Raw genomic sequence first — 19,874 nt, 5'->3', positions numbered from 1 at the left:
TCGTAGAGCGGTGGCCGTGGCACCCGGTATGTCGGTCAACCGGACGGCGACGATCCCCCGCTGCGGCGCCCTCGACCAGGGCCCCGGCGGCGGCCGCCAGGCGGTGCGAGGGCGTTTCCTCGCGGCCTTCCCCACCGGCGGAGGCCCGCCGCGAGAAGGCCGCCGAACCGAAACCCGACGGTCCGTGGCCAGCCCCCGGACACCGGCCAGCCCCTTCCGGTCGCGCTGTCCCCGGCACGGCGCCCCTCCCGAGCCGAACCGCCGTCGGCGCCGGTCGACGTCACCGGGCCTCGCCTCGGTCGCTCCGCTTCCCCCCACGGCCACGGGCTGGACGAGGCGGCGTCCTCGTCCAGCCCCGGTTGGGCGAGCGGGCGGCCGGACGGCGGTACCCGCCGGCGAGACGCCTTCGCCGGGCGCGGCCACCCCGAACTCACCCGACCGACCGAGGTGGGCGCGGCAGGGGGACCGTCCTGCCGCGCCCACCCGCTCAGGCGGGCACCAACGGCGCGGCAGCGGGGTGGTCGGGAACCCGGCTGGGAGAGGAACCCGGGGCGGTCCGGGTTCCAGGGGCGCCGTCACCGCCCGCCCCAGGAACAGGGGAGGCCCCCGGCTCCGAGGAGTCGGAACCGCCCCCGGCCGGGATCTCCCGCCGGTCGCGGAGCAGGTCCACGCGACACCGAGCCAGGTCAGGGCCCAGGGTCGTCGCCACCAGCTCCACCGCGTACCGGCGCTGCCCCTCGATGTCGTAGTCACGGGTATGAAGGCGCCCCTGGGCCACCACCGGATCGCCCTTGCGCAGCGCCGCCGTCACGTTCTCGGCCAGCTGGCGCCAACACCGCACCGTGAGGAACAGGCGATCCCCGTCGACCCACTGCCCGGTGCCCCGGTCGTACCGGCGCTCGTTGCTGGCCACCCGGAAGCTCGCCGAGGCGTGCCCCTCCCGGGTCTGGCCAGCCCGGACCTCACTGATCACGGTTCCCACCACGGTCGTCATCGTCTCGTTCACTGTCGCAGCCCTTCCGGTGAGCGGAGGGAGGCCGGGCAGGCACCGGCACCGCGCGCCGACGGCGGTCCGCCGCACCGCCGTGGACGCCGGTGGTCCGCCCCGCCCCCTCGTGTTCGTTTTCCGGAAGCCAGGCTGGCCCATCGAGAGGGCTCCCGGCAGCTCACCGCCGGCCGCCTTGTGGATAACCGGGGGCTGTGGACAACTCGGGTGGGAGGCGACACCCCTTCACCCGTGAGGGGGTGCGTCGACCGGAACGACCACCCAGCGGTACACACCGGCGACGCGCGGTTCCCGCCACCGCGTCCAGGCCGTCGCGCCAGGCACGCCCCGCGAGGCCGAGATGCTCGAACGCCGCCCGACCCCAGCCCACCGCCTCGCCCGCTGGCGGAACACGACGGCCGAGGTCCGCGAGGGCGACTCCGCTACTTCCCGGGGCCGTTGAGGTCGCGGAGCATCCGGTTGTAGGCGGCCAGGTCGGCATCCCCGTCGGACTCGGCCCGCCGGTCGGAACGAGCGGCGTCCCTGGCGTCGCTGCGCGCCCACTGGACGAGCAGGGCCACGATCACCACCAGGACCGGGACCTCCCCGCTGGCCCAGGACAACCCACCGCCGAGTCGCTGGTCCTCCAACAGGTCGGACACCCACGGCAGGGACAACCCCCGGTAGAAGGACTCCCCGATGATGGTGCTGGACCCCATGAGGATGATGCCGAAGAACGCGTGGAAGGGCATCGACGCGAACATCAGACCAAGCCGCCCCATCGGCGCCAACCGGTGCGGCGCGGGGTCCACCCCGATCACCAGCCAGTAGAACAGGTAGCCGGTCACCAGGAAGTGGGCGTTCATGGCCAGGTGCGCCCAGTGCTGGTCCAGGGCCACGTCGAACAACCCCGAGAAGTAGAGGCCGTAGAAGGACCCGACGAACAGGACCAGCGCGACCAGCGGGTGGGCCAGCACCCGGGTCACCGGCGACTGCACGGCCGCCAGCAGCCACTCCCTCGGCCCCGGCGGGCCGTCCTTCCCGGCGGTGGGCAGGGCGCGCAGCGCCAAGGTCACCGCACCGCCCAGGGCCAACAGGATGGGGGCGAGCATCGCCAGCATCATGTGGGCACCCATGTGGGCGCTGAACATCGCCGGCGAGTACTTGCCGAGACCGGAACTGGTGGCGATCAGCACCGTGGCACAGCCACCCAACCAGGCGACCGTCCGCCCGACCGGCCAGGCGTCGCCCCGCCGCCGCAACCGGCGGACACCCGCCAGGTACAACCCGGCCAGGACCAGGGACAACGTCCCGTACACCAGGTCGAAACGCCAGTCCAACACCATCCGCCCGAAGGTGAACGGCCCGTCGAGCTCGAAGCCCAGCACCAGCTCCATCGCGCTGATCTCGGTGTTGGCCACCTCCCTGGGCGGCGGAGTCCGTCCCAGACCGACGGCCAGACCCACCGTGACCAGCATCAACAGGATCTCCACCGCGCCGAGGCGGATCAGCGGCCCTGCGGAGCCGGTGCGCTCGATCTCGGCGACCGACCGCTCCCGTTGCAGGTAGCCGAAGACGAGGAGCAGCAGGATGGCCACGGCCTTGGCCACCACCAGCTGACCGTAGGTGCTGGTCAGCAACTCGTCGGGGCGGAGGCGGGACAGGGCGTTCACCACGCCGGAGACGCCCATGGCGATCCAGCAGACCAGGGCGAGCCGGGAGAACCGTCGAGCCGCCAGACCGAGGTGACGGCCGCCTCGCAGGGCGTGCGTGACCAGGGCGATCAGGCCGCCCACCCACAGCATCGTGCCGAACAGGTGGAACAGGAGGCTGTTGGTGGCGACGTCGTGCGCGCCTCCGCTGGCGGAGTGCCCCGTCATCGCCACCGGGAGGAGAGCGGCCAACGACAGGAAGAACCAGGCGACGGCCCACGACCACGTGAGCACCACCCGGCAGGCGACCGCGACCGCCAGCGCGAGACCAGCGGTCCACGCCCAGGCCCGCGCCTGCTCCAGCTGACCCAGCAGCTCGCCGAACATCTCCCAGTCCAGGACCCGCGCCAGCGGCCACCCGACCGCGTCCGCGAGGCTGAGGGGCACGGTGACCGCCGCGCCGAGCGCCCACGCGGCGGCGGCCCAGCTCGCGATGCGCACCGCCGCGAACCCGTCGGCGGCGAGCTCCCCGGAGCGCTGCGGAGGGGTGAGGAACGCGGCGAGCAGCAACGACCCGATGGTGACCGCGGCACCGACCTCCGCCACGACACGGGCCACGGGCAACCCGTACCGGACCACGTCCCCGGGATCGGGCAGGCCGAGCGCCAGGTAGGTGTCGGTCGCGGACAGCATCAGGACGAGGGCCGCGACCAGCGCGGCGAGCACCGTACCCGGCAGGACGACCGCGAGGACGCCGACGGCGGAGCGCCGAGCCGGTTCCTTCCGGTCGGCCTCGACCCGTTCCGTGGTGAGTGTGGGGGACACGGCGCGAGCCTAGGACAGATGCCCCCGGCTCGGTCCGGCCGTCCTTACGGCCACGTGCGGTTTCCCGGCGACGGCACCGGAGTCAGCCGCCCGGGAGTGAATCGCCGTGACCAAGAGCACACGGACACGGCATCAGGTGGCAACCCATCCGGGTTTCGGCTGGTAAAACGATCTCCACCTGGCCAGCCCAGGAGCCGGTCAGCCGGGCGGTGACCACTAGGCTTCCCCCGGCTCACGCGGGGAAGGTGTGCGGTCGTCATCGGTTAGGTACCGGCTCGGCAACGGTCCACCGCTGAAGCTGAACACCGACTTCACACCGGTTAACCTGTCCGCGCGTTTGGCGCACGCCTCCGTAGCTCAGTGGATAGAGCGAGGGACTTCTAATCCCGAGGTCGCAGGTTCGAATCCTGCCGGGGGCACCACCACGTCGTCGTTCACCGCGGCGTTCTCACTCGATCCGCCCCGTTTCCGCCGGTCCCCAGCGGGCGAGGGCGATCGCCCTGGCCGGGCGGAACGGAACTGCGGTCCGGGCGACGACTCACGATGAGGCATTCCGGGAAGGCCCGGTCGGCGAGGCGGCGGTGCTCGGGTAGGACTAGCGGGCGTCGCCCGCCGGGGACCGGGCGGCCATCGGGGTGGGCGCGGACCTCGTCGTACCCGGCCTCGCTCACCCGGTGCGCGGCTCGGAGACCGCGACTCCGAGGCGGTGCGTCCCCGCTGGGTCCCGAGCAGGGCCGGTGGCAACGGCCCCGGCATGGTGGGTCGGTGGGAGTTCCTCGTCGGACGAGGCGGTCCGCGTTCGACGCCGTGCGTCCTCGGTCGCGGACCCGCTCGGCGGGCCGCACCCCTCGGAGCGGGGCGCTCCTGGTCCGTCCAGGCCGCCCTCGAGCCGCGACCCGTCACGACGAGCCGGTGCGCCCGCCCAGCTCGCCGGTGCCCACGAGGAGGGACCGGGGGACACCAACCCCGACCGGGAACGTGGTGACCGGATCCGAGGGCGACGCACGCGGTCACGGCGCGACGATCAGCGCCTGCGGTGCGGCCGCCTTCATGCGGGTGTTCAACCAGGACAGTTGACGGGAGGTCTGCCCGCTGGCGCTCCGCGCGATGGACAGCAGCTCGTGGTCCCGCAACCCCTGGGCCGCCTGGTTGATCACGGTCCAGGTGGTCAGGACAAGAGTGCCCAGGACGTGCAGGTCCTGGAGGTCGCGGAGCAGGCCGACCGGCCCGGAGCGGACCTCGGCGAGCCCGGCGGCGTGGAGGCGGTCGGGTTCCTCGACGTCGCCCCCGTGCTGCTCGCCGTAACGGCGGGCGACGGGCTCGAGCTGGCGCACGTGGTCGTCGCTGAACCCGGCGAGGGTGCGACAGGTGAAGAGCACGTCGGGGTGGCGGGCGTGGCCCTCCCCGACGACGCGGAGGGACTCGGCGAGGGTCCGCTCGGACCGGTGGGCCAGCCCCACGTAGGTGGCGAGGTGCATCATCGGCCTCCGGTCCCGCCGGCCGCGTCCACCGCCGGGTCGTCCGGGTAGCCCGGGGTGTCCGTCAGCCGCGTGGTGGTCGGCGCCCCGCCGGACGTCCCCGGAACGCCACCGCCGACCGGCGCGGACGCCGCCGTGGTGGGCGCCGGCGCGGGGCCGTCACCGCCGCGAACCCGGACGACGCGGCAGGCCGCCGTCTTGAAGTAGGGCTGCTTGGACACCGGATCCCACACGGTCATGGTCAGTTCGTTGGCCTGCCGGTGCTGGTGCTCGGGATCGGCGTCGTCGAGGTCCCAGGAGCCGTAGTGGAAGGGCGCGAACACCGTTCCCGGTCTCACCCGCCCGACCCGGGCCCTGACCTCGATGGCGCCCCTCGGCGATTCCACCCGGACCACGTCGCCCTCGCTGACTCCCAGCCGGGCGGCGTCGACCTCGGACAGCTCGACCCAGGCGTCGGGTGCCGCCGCCCGGAGCGAGGGGGACCGGCCGGTCTTGGTCCGGGTGTGGAACTGGTAGACGGTCCGGCCGGTGGTGTAGAGCATCGGGTACTCCGGCCCTGGTTCCTCGTGCGGCGGGGTGTGGTGCGCTCCCTTGAGGAACGCGCGACTGTCGGGGCGCATCGCCCGGTGTTCCTGCTCGGTGACGACCGCGCCGGTGAGCAGGTCGTGGCCGTAGGTCTCGCACTCGTCGGTGCGGGTGGGGAACACCCCGTCGTGGTAGAGCCGGTCCGTTCCGTCGGGGGCGTGCTCGGTGACCGGCCACGGGATCCCGGTGGGCCCTCGCAGCCTGGCGTAGGTCAGTCCCGTGTAGTCCACGGGTCGACCTCGGCTCGCCTCCCGCCAGGCGTCGAAGACCTCCTCGGGCTCCCGCCACGGGACGAGCGGCGCGCCGTCCCTGTCGCGGAAGTCCATGGCGTCGGCGTACATCAGGAAGATCTCCAGGTCGCTCCTCGCCTCACCGGGGGGTTCGACGGCCTTCTCGGACAGGTGCACGACCCGGTTGGTGTTGGTGAACGTTCCCGTCTTCTCGCCCCAGCCGGCGGCGGGTAGCACCACGTCGGCCAGCCGCGCGGTCTCGGTGAGGAAGAGGTCCTGCACGACCACGAAGCACTGGTCACCGCCCAGGATCCGGCGGATGCGCGCCGACTCGGGCATGGACACGGCCGGATTGGTTCCCACGACCCACAACAGCCCGATGCTGCCCTCCTCGGCGTAGCCGAAGATCTGCATGGCGTGGGTGGGTGGCGCCCAGTGCGGGATGGTCAACGGGTCGACGTTCCACAGCTCCGCCAACTCCCCCACGTGGCGCGGGTTCTCCCAGTTGCGGAATCCGGGCAGGTCGCCGTCCGCGCCGCACTCCCGGTTGTTCTGGGCGGTGGGCTGGCCGTTCATCTGGAGGACACCGGACCCGGGTCGACCGATCAGGCCGCGCAACAGGTGGAGGTTGTGCACGGCCACGGCCGAGGCGGTGGCCTGGTGGGACTGGTAGAAGCCCTGGAGGACGGTCGACAGGACGTCGCGGCTCTCCCCGAAGATCCGGGCCGCCCTGCGCAGGTCGTCGGCGTCGACCCCGCAGGTCCGCGCGACCACCTCCGGGGTGTAGGGCTCGACGATTCCGCGCAGTTCCTCGACGCCCAGGGTGTGGTCTCGGACCCACCGCTCGTCGACCCAGCCGTTGGCGAACAGTTCGCGGGTGAGCCCGTTCATCAACGCGAGGTTCGTGCCGACCCGGGGTGCGAGGTGGACCCCGCCGGTGCGTTCCGCCTCCACTGCCACCGGGGTCCGCCTCGGGTCCACGCAGACCACCACCGGCGGGTCCGGTGATCGGGTGCGGTCCAGCACCCGCATCCACAGCACGGTCTGCGTCTCGGCCATGTTGTGGCCGTAGAGGAAGAGCGCGTCGCAGTGCTCGACGTCGGTGTAGGAACCGGGCTGCCCGTCAGCGCCGAAGGACTCCTTGAAGGCTGCCGCGCTGGTCGCGGTGCACAAGCGGGTGTTCCCGTCCATGTGCGGCGTTCCCAGCCCGGCCTTGCCGATGACCCCGAGGACGTAGTACTCCTCGGCGAACAGCTGGCCGGTGCTGTAGAAACCGTGGGTCAGCGGCCCCTTCTCCGCCAGCAACCGGCGTGAGACCTCCACGACCCGACCCATCGCGGTGTCCCAGTCGGTCTCGACCAGCTGCCCCGCCTCCCGCACCAGGGGGCGGGTCAGCCGGTCGGGGGACGACGCCCACGGGGTGCTGCCGTAGAGGCCCTTCGGTCCGAGCCGGCCGTGGTTGACCACGTCGGTCGCCCGCCCCCGCACCCCCACCATCCGGCCGTCCTTCACCGCGATGTCGCAGCCGCACCCGTTGCTGCACAGCACGCAGGCGCTGGGGACCCACCGGTCCACCTCGTCCCCGGAGAGGCCGTCGGCCAGGTACTCGTCCACCCTGGCCGGCCAGACCGTCCCCTTGCCGTGCGGGGTGCGCGGCCCCCAGACGTCGGCGATCCGATCCATGTGCCCCACTGTGCTCCCCACCAGGGCGGTCCGCAGGTCGAGACGGGCACGGCGTGCCCGTCTCGACCTGGGTTCGGTACCGAGCCGGATCCGCGTTCGTGGGGGCCGGTTGGTCATGCTGGTCGGGCGGGCGGCTGAGGCGCGAGCCGGTGCCGGCGGCCCCCGCGACATCAGCTCCTCGGCCCACCGCGCTCGGCCACCCGCCTCCGCTCCGCCGCCCGGACCACGGCGACCGCGACCACCATGGCGACGAGGAGCACGGCTGTCCCGAGCCACACCATCCACGGGTGCACGGAGAGGCCGGCGCCGTCGACCCCGGGGGTTCGACCGCCGTCCCGTCCGGTGACCACCACCGCCAGCACCACGAGGATCGACGCGGACACCGCCAGCAGGGCCACCGCCCGCCGCCCGACGGCCAGCCAGCCGGCCAGGCGGCGGAGGCGTTCGGACCTGCGGGCCGGGGCGAGCAGCCTGACCAGCAGCAGGACGGCCACGGGTATCTGGAGCAGCCACAGCGTCGTCCTCGGCCACCCGTCGAACCACACGTTCGTGCCGTACAGCAGGGTGTGCCAGGCGCTGAGGACGTAGACGACGATGACGAATCGGTGCAGCGCCCGCCACGTCCTCCCGCCCGTGCGGTGCCGGAGGTAGAAGGCGATGCTGAGCGGGATGGCCAGGTAGAACGCCAGCAACCCGAGCAGGATCGCGACCCGTCCGGTGCCGGAGGAGTAGCCGCCGGGCACGAAGGCCTCGACGAACGCGTTCCACGTGCGGCCGACCCAGCCGCCCCCAGGCTCCCTGGTGCGCACGAGTTCGGTGAAGAAGAGGAAGGCGTGCGCGAACATCAGGCCGATGGTGGTGAGGCTGGTCGCGCGGTGCCACCGTTCGATCCGGGCGGGCGGCACCGGGAGCCAGCGGGGTGGCCGGGCGGAGCGCACCAGGCCCAGCATCGTCGTCATCCAGGCCCACAGCAGCGCTGACCAGCCGAAGGCCTGGCAGAGCCAGTACATCCAGTAGGCGTTGGCGTCGGCGAGGTAGGGCATCACCTCGAGCGTGGCCGAGACGCCGGTCCGCACCCGGTGGTGCAGGAACGCGAAGATCGCCCCGGTCAGCAGCAGAGCCGCGACCGCGTCCGGTACGGCGGCCCGCAGGTCCGCCAGCGGCTCGGAAGGCCGCCGCCCAGTGCCATCGGTCGTTGTCGTCGAGACCATCGCGCCCTCCCGGTCGTCCCCCACGTACACAGTCGGACGGGGAGCCGGGAAAGTTCCAGGGAACTCGCACCTCCGGGCCGAGGACGGCCAGGCCGGCCACCTGCTGGGGCGTGGACGCCGAGCGCACCCACCGCCGCTGGTTCGCGCCGCGGTCGTCACGCACTCCCGGGGAGTGCGCCGTGCGCCTCCCCGGCGGGAACGGCAGTGGCGCCGGGCACTCCTACCGCCGCCGGGCTTGACCTTCTGGTTACCGCAGGGTCCACGCTCCTGGTGTGTTGTCCATCAGCGATTTCAGCCAGGTGTGCCAACTTCCGGCACAGACCCTGCGCTTCTACCACTCCGAGGGCCTGGTCGTGCCGGCGGAGGTCGACCCCAGGACCGGGTACCGCCGCTACACCTTCGACCAGGTGGAAAGGGCGCTGCTCGTGGCGACGTTGCGCCGGGCCGGGCTGGCCGTCCGCCTCGTCCGGCACGCCCTGGCGCACCCTGAGGACACGCCGGAACTGTTGCGGAACCACCGGGAGGCGATCCGCCGCCAGCGTCAGGCCGAGGACGCCGCGCTCGACGACGCTCGCGTGTTCGTCGACGCGTGGCCGCAGGTGCGGGAACAGGCGACACCGGCAACGTTCGCGCTGTCCGCCGCCGTCCCCGCCCGAGCCGCGGAGCGCGGCGAGACCCACGAGGCGTGGTACGACTGGGACGAGCTCAACGAGGCGGTCTGGGAGGTCGTCAACCGACTCGCGTCGCTGGCCGACGGCCTGGGCGCACGGGTATCGGGGGCGCCCTGGCGGTGCTCGGCGATCGAGACCCGGGAGCAGCGGCGGCGCTACCACACTCCGGAAGGTCCGCACTGGCTGGTGAAGGTCCCGGTGGATCTCGAGGAGGTGCCGCCGGAACGGCTGCCCGACGGGGTCACGCACGAACTGTTCGAGACCCGCACGGAGATGTCGATCGAGATGCCCGGTGAGGACTCCGCCGCCAAGTACGCGGCGGCGCTGTCCCGACTCATGGCCCACCCGCTCGACAACGCCTTCCTCGACGTGGCGCGGATGCGTCACATCCTGCGCCCTGGCGGGGTGGAGACGGCGATGGCCGTCATCGCGCTCGACGAGTACGAGGACCCGTTCTGTTCCTGACGGGTCACCGCCTGGGACCACCGGCCGGGACGCGACGACCGCCCCGACGGCGAGCTCGACGAGGCATTGGTGGCCGGTGCCGCTGACGGGCTCGCCCCGGTGGCGCGGGGCGTTCACCACGCCGAGGACGGAGCTCCATGAAGGCGGCGGGGGCGGGGGCCCGGATCCCGACGCGGCGACTCCTCTCCACGCTCTCGGCGACCGACCGCCAGTCGCGCGGGCCTGAGGGGTGGCGCACCCCCCGGGACCGAACCGTCGTACCCGTGCCGCGGCGGGCGAACACCCGCGCCAGGCGTCGCGCTCGCGCCGACCGGGACGTGACCCCGGGCGCCACCAGGTCGGTCAGGGCCGGACCGGGTCGGACCACCCCTGCTGCCGGGTGCCCGACGGGCCCTCGGCGGAATGGTGCCGCCGGGTGCGCAGGTGGAAGACCACGAGGCCGACGAGCCCGCAGCCGACGCACCAGGCCAGCGAGTTCAGCAGCGGGGCACGCGGTACGAGGTCGGTGAAGCCGGCGGCGACCCCGAGCTGCATCGGGCCGTAGTTGGGCAGGTAGACGATGAGCGCCGCGTCGGCGGCGGGGTTCGCGATCGGGTTCTGCAGGGCGAGGTCGATGATGCTGACCATGATGATGGTGAACATGCCTTCCAGGTCGTCCGGGAGGAACACCCCGAGGACGATGCCGATCCCGCCGTAGATGAGCCCGGACACCACGAGGGCCAGGTAGAGCAGCCACGGCTGCCGCACGTCCCAGTAGGCCAACATCACCAGGGTGGCCCAGCCGGCGACGAGGAGCGAGCCGACGGTCAGGGCCACGAGTTTGGCCAGCAGGAGCGCGCGCCGGGGGCAGCCAGCGTCGGTGAGACGCCGGTCGAACATCCTCGCCCGCCGGGTGGCGCTGAACATCAGGAACCCCATCAGCAGGGTGACCGCGTTCAGCGAGCCGCTGATCATGGTGAGTTCCCGACCGCTGACCTGGAGCAGCGTCCCCGTCGACCGGTGCGTGAAGTCGAGGGGTACCGGCGAGAACACCAGGTGGGCGAGGCTGATCCACACGGGGATGAACACGAGCAGCAGGAGCATGGCGAGCCGGTTCCGGCTGAGCTCGTACAGCGTCAGCCAGGCGACCGTCCCGGCGGTCCTCACCGTCGGTCCTCCGTTCCCGGCCCGCGCAGCGCACCAGCGCGGAGGCGGTGCAGCCGGTCCAGACGTTCGATGTCGTGCGCCAGGTGGGAGATCACCAGGATCGCGCGGCCCCTGGCCCGCAGGTCGTCGGCGAGGTCCCAGAACCGGAGGTAGGTCTCCCAGTCGAAGCCCTGGTACGGCTCGTCGAGCAGCACCACGGCGGGGTCGTGCATCAGCGCCAGGACCAGGTTCAGCTTCTGCTGGTTCCCGCCGCTGAGCACACCGGCCGGGACCCGCTCGTAGCGGGTGAGCCCGAGCCGCTCGGCCAGTTCCCGTGCGCGGTGGTCGTTCTGGAGGCGGTAGGCGACCTGGAAGAGCCTGAGGTGTTGGCCGACGGTGAGGGCCTCGTTCACCACCGCCTGCTGGGGGCAGTACCCCAGGGAACCCCGCACTCGCACCGTCCCGCCGTCGGGGCGGAGCTGCCCGGCGAGTATCCGGAGGAGGGTCGTCTTTCCAGCTCCGTTCTCCCCCACCACCCCGACCAGTTCCCCAGGCCGGACACCCAGGTTGACGTCGGTCAGGACCCGCTGTCGTCCGTAGGACCTGCTGACCGAGGAGACCAGCAGCACGGGGTCGTGGTCACCGCCTGCCGGGTGGGCGACGACTCCGCCGCCGGCACGGGGGCCGCCGCCCACGTCGGGCGGGTTCCCGAGAGCTCCGAGGCCACCGGGACCCGATCCGCGTGCCGGGGAATCGCGGGTCCGGCCGCCACTCGCGGGACCCGTCCCGGGTGCCGCTCCGACGCCCGGGCGGGGTTCGGGCGGGGGTGTCCCCGGTGGCGAGCCGGGTAACGGACGTGTCTTCCTCACGAACCGAACCGTCCCTTCTCACGGCGGGCACCGAGGAGGTGCGTCCCGAGCACCAGGGCCTGGGTGGAGCGGGACAGCTCGACCCGCTGGCGCAGGGCCCGGGCACCAGCCCGGTCGACCAGCTCGAAGTGCGTCATCATCACCCTGGTCGCCGCGGCCATGAAGGGCCGGTCGACCGGGGGCAGGTGGTGCACCAGGGCGGCCCCCTCCCGGCACATCTCCCGAGCCCGGGAGGCGAGGTGGCGCACCAGGTCGTCGAGGGCGGGGCTGGGGAGGCCGCGTCGGAACTCGGACCGGCTGACCGAGAACCGCGCCAGGTCCTCGTCCGCCACGTAGACCCGCCCCCGTGGCAGGTCCACCGGGAAGTCGCGGGTGATGTCGACCAGTTGGAAGACCTCCCCCATCTTCGAGGCCAGCCGATCGGCCTCCTCGGAGACGACGCCGAGGAGCCGCACTCCCAGCAGAGCGGGCACCCCGGCCACCCCGCGCAGGAACTGGCGGAGGTCCTCGAACGTGGGGAATTCGGCGGGGCCGGCCGCGTCACGCGCCGTCGCGTCGAGGAAGGCCTCGAAGAGCGTGGGGTCGAGGTCCCGTTCTCTGCTGGTGTGCACCACCGCTCGGCGGAGCGGGTGATCGCTGTGCCCCCTGCGCAGCTCGCGCAACGACTCCTCGGCCCACCGGTGGAAGTGCCTCCGCCGTGAGCCCGGGGTCTCCCCTTCGTCGGCGATGCGGTCCGAGGTGGTGCAGAAGGCGTAGACGGCGTGCGCGTGGGGGCGGGTCCTGGCCGGCAGGAGCGCACGCACCGTGAGGAAGCTCAGGCGGTCGCCAACGGCGTGCACCCGACGGCACAACGCGAAGGAGTCACGCAGCGTGGAATCGTTTCTCACGGCCATTCCGCCCCCGTCGCCCGTCGGTCAGCTGTTTCCGCGAACAATGGGGTCAATCGGATCGGCTGGCAATTCGAGTCCAACGACCGTGGCAGCTCGGTTTCCCAGATCGGGACGCGATCCACCGAATCCTCACCACGTTCTGGACCACACGAGTCGTGGTCGTCATCAGATTACTCATCGTGGATCACCCGGACCATCACACGATCGGGGCTAATGGTTGCCTCCTTCCGTGACCGACCGCCCCGGACCCAGGCGAGATCAGGACGGGGACCGGCGTCGGCCACCCAGTTGGGCGGAGCGGTACCACGACACGGCCGTGGACCGGTGGGCGCGGGTGGACCACGGCAGCGGGAGGGGACCGCGGGGGACCGCCCTGGTTCGCGCCACCGCCTCGGAGCGGCACCTTCGGCATAGTCTTCGGTCCCACCGCAGGGACTTCGGCCGTGGCGACCATCAGCCTGTAACCAGGCGGTCGGCTGCCGAGGGCGGACGTCGGCCGCCCCCAGCCACGACGATCCCTGGAGTACCGATGCAGAGGAAAGCCCCGGGCAACACGGTCGAAGCCCTGCTGCGCGCCGCGGCGGGACCCCCCGACGAGATCGGCGCGCTGGTCGACGAACTGACGTTGGAGACGGTGGTACCGCTGGTCATCGACGAGATCGTCAGCCGGTGCGCACCGCCGAGCGGGGTGACCGCGACGCTGGTGCTCGAACTACGACGGGGCGAGGGCAGGTCGGAACACACCTTCTCCTTCGACGGGGGAGAGCTGGAGGTGACCGCCGGGCGAGCCGGGGACCCCGGTGCGCTGGTCCGCTTCGAGATCGCCGACCTCGTCACCGCGCTGTACGGCCCCGCCACCAGGCCATCCGGGACCACCAGGCAGGTCGAATCCCTGCTCACCCCTCCTGGGCGGGACCCGCGCGAGGACAGCTACCTGATGTTCCAGGCGCAGCGGCCCTATGCCGAGGCGATCCAGGCCGTGCTCTCCGGCTGCCTGTCGGCTCCCGTGAGCCTGGACGACCTCGCGGTGCGGTTCGGCTCCGACAAGTGGGGTTTCCTCCACTGGTTCACCCAGCACTACGCCGAGCACTTCCGGCGGTTGGCGGACGAGCCGGTGCGCCTCCTTGAGATCGGCGTCGGCGGGTACGACGACCCCACGGCGGGTGGGGCATCCCTGCGGATGTGGCAACGCTACTTCCGCAGGGGCCTCGTCTACGGACTCGACATCCACGACAAGTCGACCATCCGCGGTCCGAGGATGCGCACCATCCGGGGCGACCAGAACGACCCTGAGTTCCTGGGGCGGCTCGCCGAGGAACTGGGGCCCTTCGATGTCGTGATCGACGACGGCAGCCACGTCAACGAGCACGTGTCGACCTCCTTCGACGCCCTCTTCCCCCACGTCAGGGAGGGTGGGATCTACGTCATCGAGGACATGCACACCTCGTACTGGGAGGGTTTCGGTGGCGGCCCGCCCGGCAGCGGGGTGACCGGCACCTCGGTGGAGCGGGTCAAGGCGCTTCTCGACGGGCTGAACCTGCTCGAGTACCGCTCGCTGGACGAACACACGCCGTCGATGACCGAACGGTATGTCTCGGGCGTGCACTGCTACCGCAACATCGCCTTCGTCGACAAGGGGCTCAACACCAAGGACGCGCCGCCGCCGTGGATTCCCCGCGAGCCGGTCTGACGCACGCCCAGCACAGGCCCCGCCACCGCTCGCCGGGCTCGCCCGGCGAGCCCACGCGGCCGACGCGTCGGCACCGGTGTCACGGGACCCCGTGGTCGCGTGGTCTTAGCTTAGACTAACCTCACTGGTGACTGACCGTCGGTCATTCGTTCGTCGCAGGACATGGAGTCGCTGATCCGTGCCCTCCGCGACTGTTGGCCGACCCGGGTGCCGCCCGCGTCACTCGCCACCAACGGAGGATGTCGAGAGCCGCGGGACGGGAAGGTGAAGGACGAGCGGAGCGAGGGATCCTCATGAAAAGCACGGAGACGACGGCGGAGCAATTCGAGCCCGCCGGCGCCCCGGCATCTGATGAGCAGCAGCCGAGGGCCGAACCGAACGAGCCCCGTCTGCTTCCGATCCGCGACACGGCCCGGATGCTCCGCCCGGTGCGACGCCACCTCATCACCTGCGCGGTGTTCTCCGCCGTGGCGGCCGCCGCGGGCTTCCTGCCGTTCGTGGCCGTCGCGGAGATCGCGCGAACCGTACTGGGGAACACCGGTGGTCCGGTGGCGAGCACGGTGTGGGCCTGGGCCATCGCCGGCGCCTGCGGCGCGCTCCTCCGGCTCCTGCTGCTCGGCCTGTCCACCCACGTCGGGCACAAGGCCGACGCCCAGATGCTGCACAGCCTCCGGGTGCGGATCGTCGGGCGACTCGGCACCGTCCCGCTGGGTTGGTTCCGCGCGGCGGGGTCGGGGCGGGTCAAGAAGGCGATGACCGACGACCTCGAGGAGATGCACGAGCTCTTCGCCCACGCGCTGGGCGGCCTGCTCGGCGCGGCGGTGGCGGTGGTCGTCGGAACGACCTACCTCTTCCTGGTGGACTGGCGGATGGCCCTGGTCACCCTGGCCGTGCCCGTGCTGACGCTGATCACCTACCGGATGTCGATGCGTTCGCTGCCCGAGCACATGTCCCGTCTCATCGCGGCGGAGGGCCAGATCAGCGCGGCGAGCGTGGAGTACGTCGACGGCATCGGCGTGGTCAAGACCTTCGGCGGCACGGAGGGACGGGTCCTGGGCCGGTTCGCCGACGCGATGGCCGAACACACCGCGGCCTACCGGGCCTGGATGGCGGGCCACCGCAGGAGTTCCGCGGTGAACCGGGTGCTCGGATCCGAGATGGCGGTCTTCGGGGTGGTGATGGCCGGCGGGCTGGCCTTCGTGGCCGCCGGCTGGCTCCCCGTGGCGGACCTCCTCCCCTTCCTCGTGGTGGGAGTGGGCCTGCCCACCTCCTTCAGCCCGATGATCCACGGTGCCCAGGGTCTCCGGATGGCACGGATGGCCGCCGGCCACATCGACAGCCTGCTCAGGCACCCACCGCTGCCCGAACCCGACCACCCCCGCCAACCCGAGGGGTACCGCATCGAGTTCGACCGGGTGTCCTTCTCCTATGACGGAGTCACCAACGCCGTGGCGGAGATCGACACGGTTTGCGAGCCCGGCACGGTCACCGCCATCGTGGGGCCGTCCGGCGCGGGGAAGAGCACCATCGCGAGCCTCCTTCCCCGGTTCTACGACGTCACGGCCGGCGCCATCAGGATCGGGGGCGTGGACCTGCGGGATATCTCCTCCAGGACCCTGCTGGCGTCGATGTCCCTGGTGTTCCAGGACGTCACCCTGCTGCGGGACACGGTCACCGAGAACATCAGGGTGGGGCGCCCCGGTGCCACCGACGAGGAGGTCAGGGAGGCCGCGGAAGCAGCACAGATCGACGAGGTCATCAAGCGGCTCCCGCTGGGGTACGACACGGTGCTGGAGTCGGGGACGGGCGGTCTGTCCGGTGGCGAGCGTCAACGGTTGACCATCGCGCGGGCGATCCTCTCGCGGGCACCGATCGTGGTGCTCGACGAGGCGACGGCCTCGCTCGACCCGGACAGCGAGGCCGCGGTGCAGGACGCGCTCGCCCGGCTCGTCGCGGGGAAGACGGTGGTCGTGATCGCCCACCGGCTGCACACGATCCAGCACGCCGACCAGATCCTCGTTCTGGAGGCGGGCCGCGTCGTCGAGAACGGCACCCATGCGGAACTCCTCGGACGACGAGGCCTGTACGCCCGGATGTGGCGTGCCCAGCAGAACGGAGACAGCAGGTGATTCGCAGGCTCTACCGCTTGTGGCCCCATCCCGGCCTGATGGTCCGTGTGTGGCTGATGACGGCGGTCCTCGCCGTGCTGCAGGGGCTGTTGCTCGGGTTGCTGATCCCGATCCTGCGCGCGGTGTTGCGCCCGGAGCCAGATTTCGCGGCCGCCGCCCCGTGGCTCGTCGTTGGCGGACTCGGACTGGCCCTGTACGCGGTGCTGAGCGTGGTGGCCACGCCTCTGGGGTTCACGGCGAGCATGAAGCTGGCCGAACAGCTCCGGCACCACCTGATGCGCCACGTCACCACCCTTCCCCTGGGATGGTTCACCTCGGACAGGAAGGCGACCTTCGTCCGCACGGTCACGAACGTGACGGGCGTCCTGTCCCAGCTGACGGTGACCGTCGCCGCACCGGCGATCACCTGCGTCCTGGTGCCCGTCACCGTCATCGGGGTGACCTTCGCCGTGGACTGGCGCCTGGCGCTGGTGCTGCTGGCCACCCTCCCGCTCGCCCTGGCCGTGATGCGGGTCTCCCGTCGGACCGTTGCCCGGGTGTCGGTCGACATGGAGATCGCGGCGAACGAGGTGGCCGGACGCGCCATCGAGTTCGGCCAGGCGCAGCCGGTGCTCCGGGCGGCGGGCACCAGCTCCACGGGCAGCGCGCGGATGCGGGAGGCGCTGGACGACCACCGCTCGCAGTACCGGCGTGGCCTGGACCGGATGTTGTTCCCCGACCTCTCCTACAGCGGGGTCGTGATGATCGGCTACGTGGTGGTGCTGGTTCTCGGGGTCCAGTTCCTGTTGTCCGGCACGCTGTCCGTGGCGGACTCCCTCGCACTGCTGATCCTGGCCATCCGCTTCCTGGAACCGCTCGGGGCGATGATCGACCACGCGTCCGGGATCGGAGCGATGGACTACCTCGCCGAGCGGGTCGAGAAGGTGCTGCGCATCCCCGCCCTCCCCCACCACCCGAACCCGGTGCGCTCTCTCCGGAGCGCCGACATCGAGTTCTCCCGGGTGACCTTCTCCTACGGGGACACACCCGCCCTGACCGATGTCTCCTTCCGGTGCCGGCCGGGCACCACCACGGCGCTGGTGGGGCCTTCCGGGTCGGGGAAGACGACGATCACCCGGCTCGTGGCGCGGTTCTTCGACGTGGATTCCGGCAGCGTGCTGGTGGGCGGCGTGGACGTCCGGGAGCTGGACCACCCGGTCCTGCTGAACGACGTCGCGATCGTCTTCCAGGACGTCTACCTGTTCGACACGACGATCGAGGAGAACCTCCGGCTGGCCCGGCCGGAGGCGAGCCGGGCGGAGTTGGAGGAGGCTGCTCGCAACGCCCGCCTCGACGAGGTCATCGAACGGTTGCCGGCGGGGTGGCGGACCCGCGTGGGGGAGGGCGGCACCCAGCTCTCGGGTGGCGAACGTCAGCGGGTCTCCATCGCCAGGGCCTTCCTCAAGCGGGCCCGGGTGGTGCTCATCGACGAGGCGGCCTCGGCGCTCGACCCCGAGAACGAGAGTGCCGTCAGCCAGGCCATCGCGAACCTGTCGGTGGACCCCGAACGGACGGTCATCGTGATCGCCCACCGCCCCGGGACGCTGGCCACGGCCGATCAGGTGGTGGCCCTCGACAGGGGGCGCATCGCGGAGGTCGGGACACCGGCGGATCTGCGGAACACGGGCGGGATCTTCTCCCGCCTGTACGACCAGTACGAGCACGCGAGGAGCTGGCGGATCACGAGTTGACCCCCCGGGTGGTTCAAGGGGTGGGTGCGGGTTCGCCGGGCGGGTCGGCCGGGCGGACGGACAGGGCGTGCCGGAACACGTCGCGTGGGTCCCAGTCGCGCTTCACCCGTCGCAACCGCTCGTAGTTGTCCTTGTAGTACAGGTAGTGCCAGGGCACGCCGGAGGTGTTCCAGGCCGGGTCGGCCAGGTCGGTGTCGGGGTAGTTGATGTACGTACCGTCGTGGACCTCACCGGGAACGGGAACACCTCCGGTTTCGGCGTAGACGTCCCGGTAGAACCTCCGCATCCAGTCGAGGTTCTCGGCGTCGTCCGCCGCGTCGGACCAGATGGCGATGTACACGGCCTTGAGGACGGAGTCGCGCTGGGCGAGCGCGGTCGCGGCCGGGTCGACCGCGTTGATCTGGCCGCCGTAGGCGAGCAGCCACAGCCTGGCGAGTTCGACTCCGGCCCGGGGGCTGGTCAGGTAGTCGTAGACGGTGTCGATCTGCTGGCGGGTGAAGCCCCGCCGGAGATACCCGGCCTTGCCCTTGTACCGGTCGTACTCCGCTCCCCGGTGGGCGTCGCCATCGGGCACAGGGGGCATCATCGTGTAGAGCCACGGTGTCGCCTGTCCGATGTGCTGCTCACCGCCCACTCCGTCGCCGACCTCGTCGAGGTAGTCCGCCAGCATGCGGCGAGCGTCGGGCGGTCCCCCGTCGATCATGGCGGCGACCACGACGGCTTCGCCGTCCTCCTGGTCGCCCCGCCCGGTGACCACGAGTCGGGAGGCGAGTGCGGCGTACCGGCAGCCGGGGGAGCTGTTGGCCTGGTGCCACCGCCCGTGGTTGTCCATCAGCTGGTGGAAGGCGTCGCGGGTCAGCCCGTCCCAGGTCCAGCGGCGCACACCGGTGAGCAGGGTGGCGGGCGGTGGGGGTAGGAGTTGGGCCGGGTCGTCACCCGGGGTCACGGCGCTTCGCAGCCAGTACCGGGTGACGACGCCGAAGTTGCCACCGCCGCCGCCCGTGTGCGCCCACCACAGCTCGTGGTGGGGGTCGGCCGGGTCCCGGGTGGCGATGACCGCGCGTGCCGTGCCGTCGGCGTCGACCACGACGACCTCGACGGCGAACAGGTAGTCGACGACGGAGCCAAGGCTGCGGGAGAGCACCCCGTATCCCCCGCCCTGGATGTGGCCGCCGACGCAGACCGAGTGCCCCCAGCCTCCCGGTATGGTGACCCCCCAGGTCAGGTAGAGGACCCGGTAGATCTCGCCCAGCGTGGCACCGGATTCCACGACGAAGGCCCTCCTCCCGGGATCGTGGTAGACGCCGTTCATGGCGGACAGGTCGATGATCACGCCGTCGCTGGCTTCGCCGACGGAGTTCTCCATCGAGTGGCCTCCGCTGCGGATCGTGATCCGGTCCCCCGCCCGCACTGCCTCGGTGACGGCGGTCACGACCTGCTCGGTCGTCCGGGGGACGCGGAAGTAGCGGGGACGGTGTTCGAACCGCTCGTTCCTCACTCGGAGCGCGAGGTCCTCGTACCGGGCGTCCTCGGGGGTGATGCGGGGCGGGCCCGGGTCGCCGCTGAGGACCTTGGGGTTGATCAGCCGGTTCGACGGCACCTCGTCCATCGTGGACGCTCCTTCGCGGGTGTGGACGGTTGGCTTGCGATCGCGGT

At 71.7% G+C, this 19,874-nt stretch carries 13 protein-coding genes and 1 tRNA gene; 5 read left to right on the top strand and 9 right to left on the bottom strand.

From position 1 onward, the window contains the following. Positions 1-487: 487 nt before the first annotated feature. Entirely contained in the window at positions 488-994 is a 507-nt protein-coding gene (ssb, locus tag C1701_RS18210) for a single-stranded DNA-binding protein (RefSeq protein WP_337661808.1), read from the bottom strand. A gap of 434 nt (positions 995-1,428) precedes the next feature. Beyond that, positions 1,429-3,462, bottom strand: coding sequence for a cytochrome c oxidase assembly protein (locus C1701_RS18205; RefSeq protein WP_103056319.1), 2,034 nt, complete (start codon positions 3,460-3,462; stop codon positions 1,429-1,431). 346 nt (positions 3,463-3,808) lie between these two features. On the opposite strand from C1701_RS18205, the gene C1701_RS18200 reads away from it, so the two are divergent. Further along, a tRNA-Arg gene (locus C1701_RS18200) sits at positions 3,809-3,884 on the top strand. Between the two features lie 588 nt (positions 3,885-4,472). Here C1701_RS18200 and C1701_RS18195 read toward each other — a convergent pair. The 3 genes from C1701_RS18195 to C1701_RS18185 all read right to left on the bottom strand — a co-directional run bounded on the left by C1701_RS18195 (position 4,473) and on the right by C1701_RS18185 (position 8,649). Beyond that, entirely contained in the window at positions 4,473-4,943 is a 471-nt protein-coding gene (locus tag C1701_RS18195) for a hypothetical protein (protein ID WP_308208872.1), read from the bottom strand. Then, positions 4,940-7,438, bottom strand: coding sequence for a molybdopterin oxidoreductase family protein (locus C1701_RS18190; RefSeq protein WP_337661807.1), 2,499 nt, complete (start codon positions 7,436-7,438; stop codon positions 4,940-4,942). The genes C1701_RS18195 and C1701_RS18190 overlap by 4 nt, the downstream gene beginning before the upstream one ends. A gap of 170 nt (positions 7,439-7,608) precedes the next feature. After that, positions 7,609-8,649 carry a ferric reductase-like transmembrane domain-containing protein gene (locus C1701_RS18185; RefSeq protein WP_337661806.1) on the bottom strand — a complete coding sequence of 347 codons (1,041 nt, stop codon included), beginning with the start codon at positions 8,647-8,649 and terminating at the stop codon, positions 7,609-7,611. Between the two features lie 272 nt (positions 8,650-8,921). Between C1701_RS18185 and C1701_RS18180 the strand changes: the two genes are divergently transcribed. Continuing rightward, positions 8,922-9,785 (top strand): MerR family transcriptional regulator, encoded by an 864-nt coding sequence (locus tag C1701_RS18180; protein WP_016697326.1) that lies wholly within the window; start codon positions 8,922-8,924, stop codon positions 9,783-9,785. A gap of 342 nt (positions 9,786-10,127) precedes the next feature. Here the strand turns inward: C1701_RS18180 and C1701_RS18175 are convergent, their stop codons facing one another. From C1701_RS18175 to C1701_RS18160, 3 genes are all read right to left on the bottom strand, one after another. Beyond that, complete coding sequence (locus C1701_RS18175; RefSeq protein ID WP_026418554.1) at positions 10,128-10,931, bottom strand: hypothetical protein; 804 nt, start codon at positions 10,929-10,931, stop codon at positions 10,128-10,130. After that, positions 10,928-11,605 (bottom strand): ABC transporter ATP-binding protein, encoded by a 678-nt coding sequence (locus tag C1701_RS18170; protein ID WP_337661805.1) that lies wholly within the window; start codon positions 11,603-11,605, stop codon positions 10,928-10,930. The genes C1701_RS18175 and C1701_RS18170 overlap by 4 nt, the downstream gene beginning before the upstream one ends. Before the next feature lie 170 nt (positions 11,606-11,775). Next, on the bottom strand, positions 11,776-12,666 hold the full coding sequence (locus C1701_RS18160) for a phytoene/squalene synthase family protein (protein WP_162182575.1): 891 nt from the start codon (positions 12,664-12,666) through the stop codon (positions 11,776-11,778). 532 nt (positions 12,667-13,198) lie between these two features. Here C1701_RS18160 and C1701_RS18155 point away from each other — a divergent pair. From C1701_RS18155 to C1701_RS18145, 3 genes are all read left to right on the top strand, one after another. Then, a complete protein-coding gene (locus tag C1701_RS18155) occupies positions 13,199-14,359 on the top strand; it encodes a class I SAM-dependent methyltransferase (RefSeq protein WP_026418556.1) in 1,161 nt (386 codons plus the stop codon). A 293-nt stretch (positions 14,360-14,652) separates the two neighbouring features. Beyond that, positions 14,653-16,488, top strand: coding sequence for an ABC transporter ATP-binding protein (locus tag C1701_RS18150; RefSeq protein ID WP_103056315.1), 1,836 nt, complete (start codon positions 14,653-14,655; stop codon positions 16,486-16,488). Between the two features lie 38 nt (positions 16,489-16,526). Beyond that, complete coding sequence (locus tag C1701_RS18145; RefSeq protein ID WP_245588766.1) at positions 16,527-18,218, top strand: ABC transporter ATP-binding protein; 1,692 nt, start codon at positions 16,527-16,529, stop codon at positions 18,216-18,218. A gap of 13 nt (positions 18,219-18,231) precedes the next feature. Here the strand turns inward: C1701_RS18145 and C1701_RS18140 are convergent, their stop codons facing one another. Further along, positions 18,232-19,827: an FAD-binding oxidoreductase gene (locus C1701_RS18140; RefSeq protein ID WP_103056314.1), complete on the bottom strand. Its 1,596-nt coding sequence runs from the start codon at positions 19,825-19,827 to the stop codon at positions 18,232-18,234. Positions 19,828-19,874 lie beyond the last annotated feature (47 nt).

Origin of the sequence: Actinoalloteichus sp. AHMU CJ021, from assembly GCF_002895405.1 — a bacterium.
In the GTDB taxonomy this organism is placed as follows: Bacteria; Actinomycetota; Actinomycetes; order Mycobacteriales; family Pseudonocardiaceae; genus Actinoalloteichus_B; species Actinoalloteichus_B caeruleus.
Note: the sequence above shows the minus strand (reverse complement) of the source record. Positions and strands in the feature narration are given on the sequence as shown.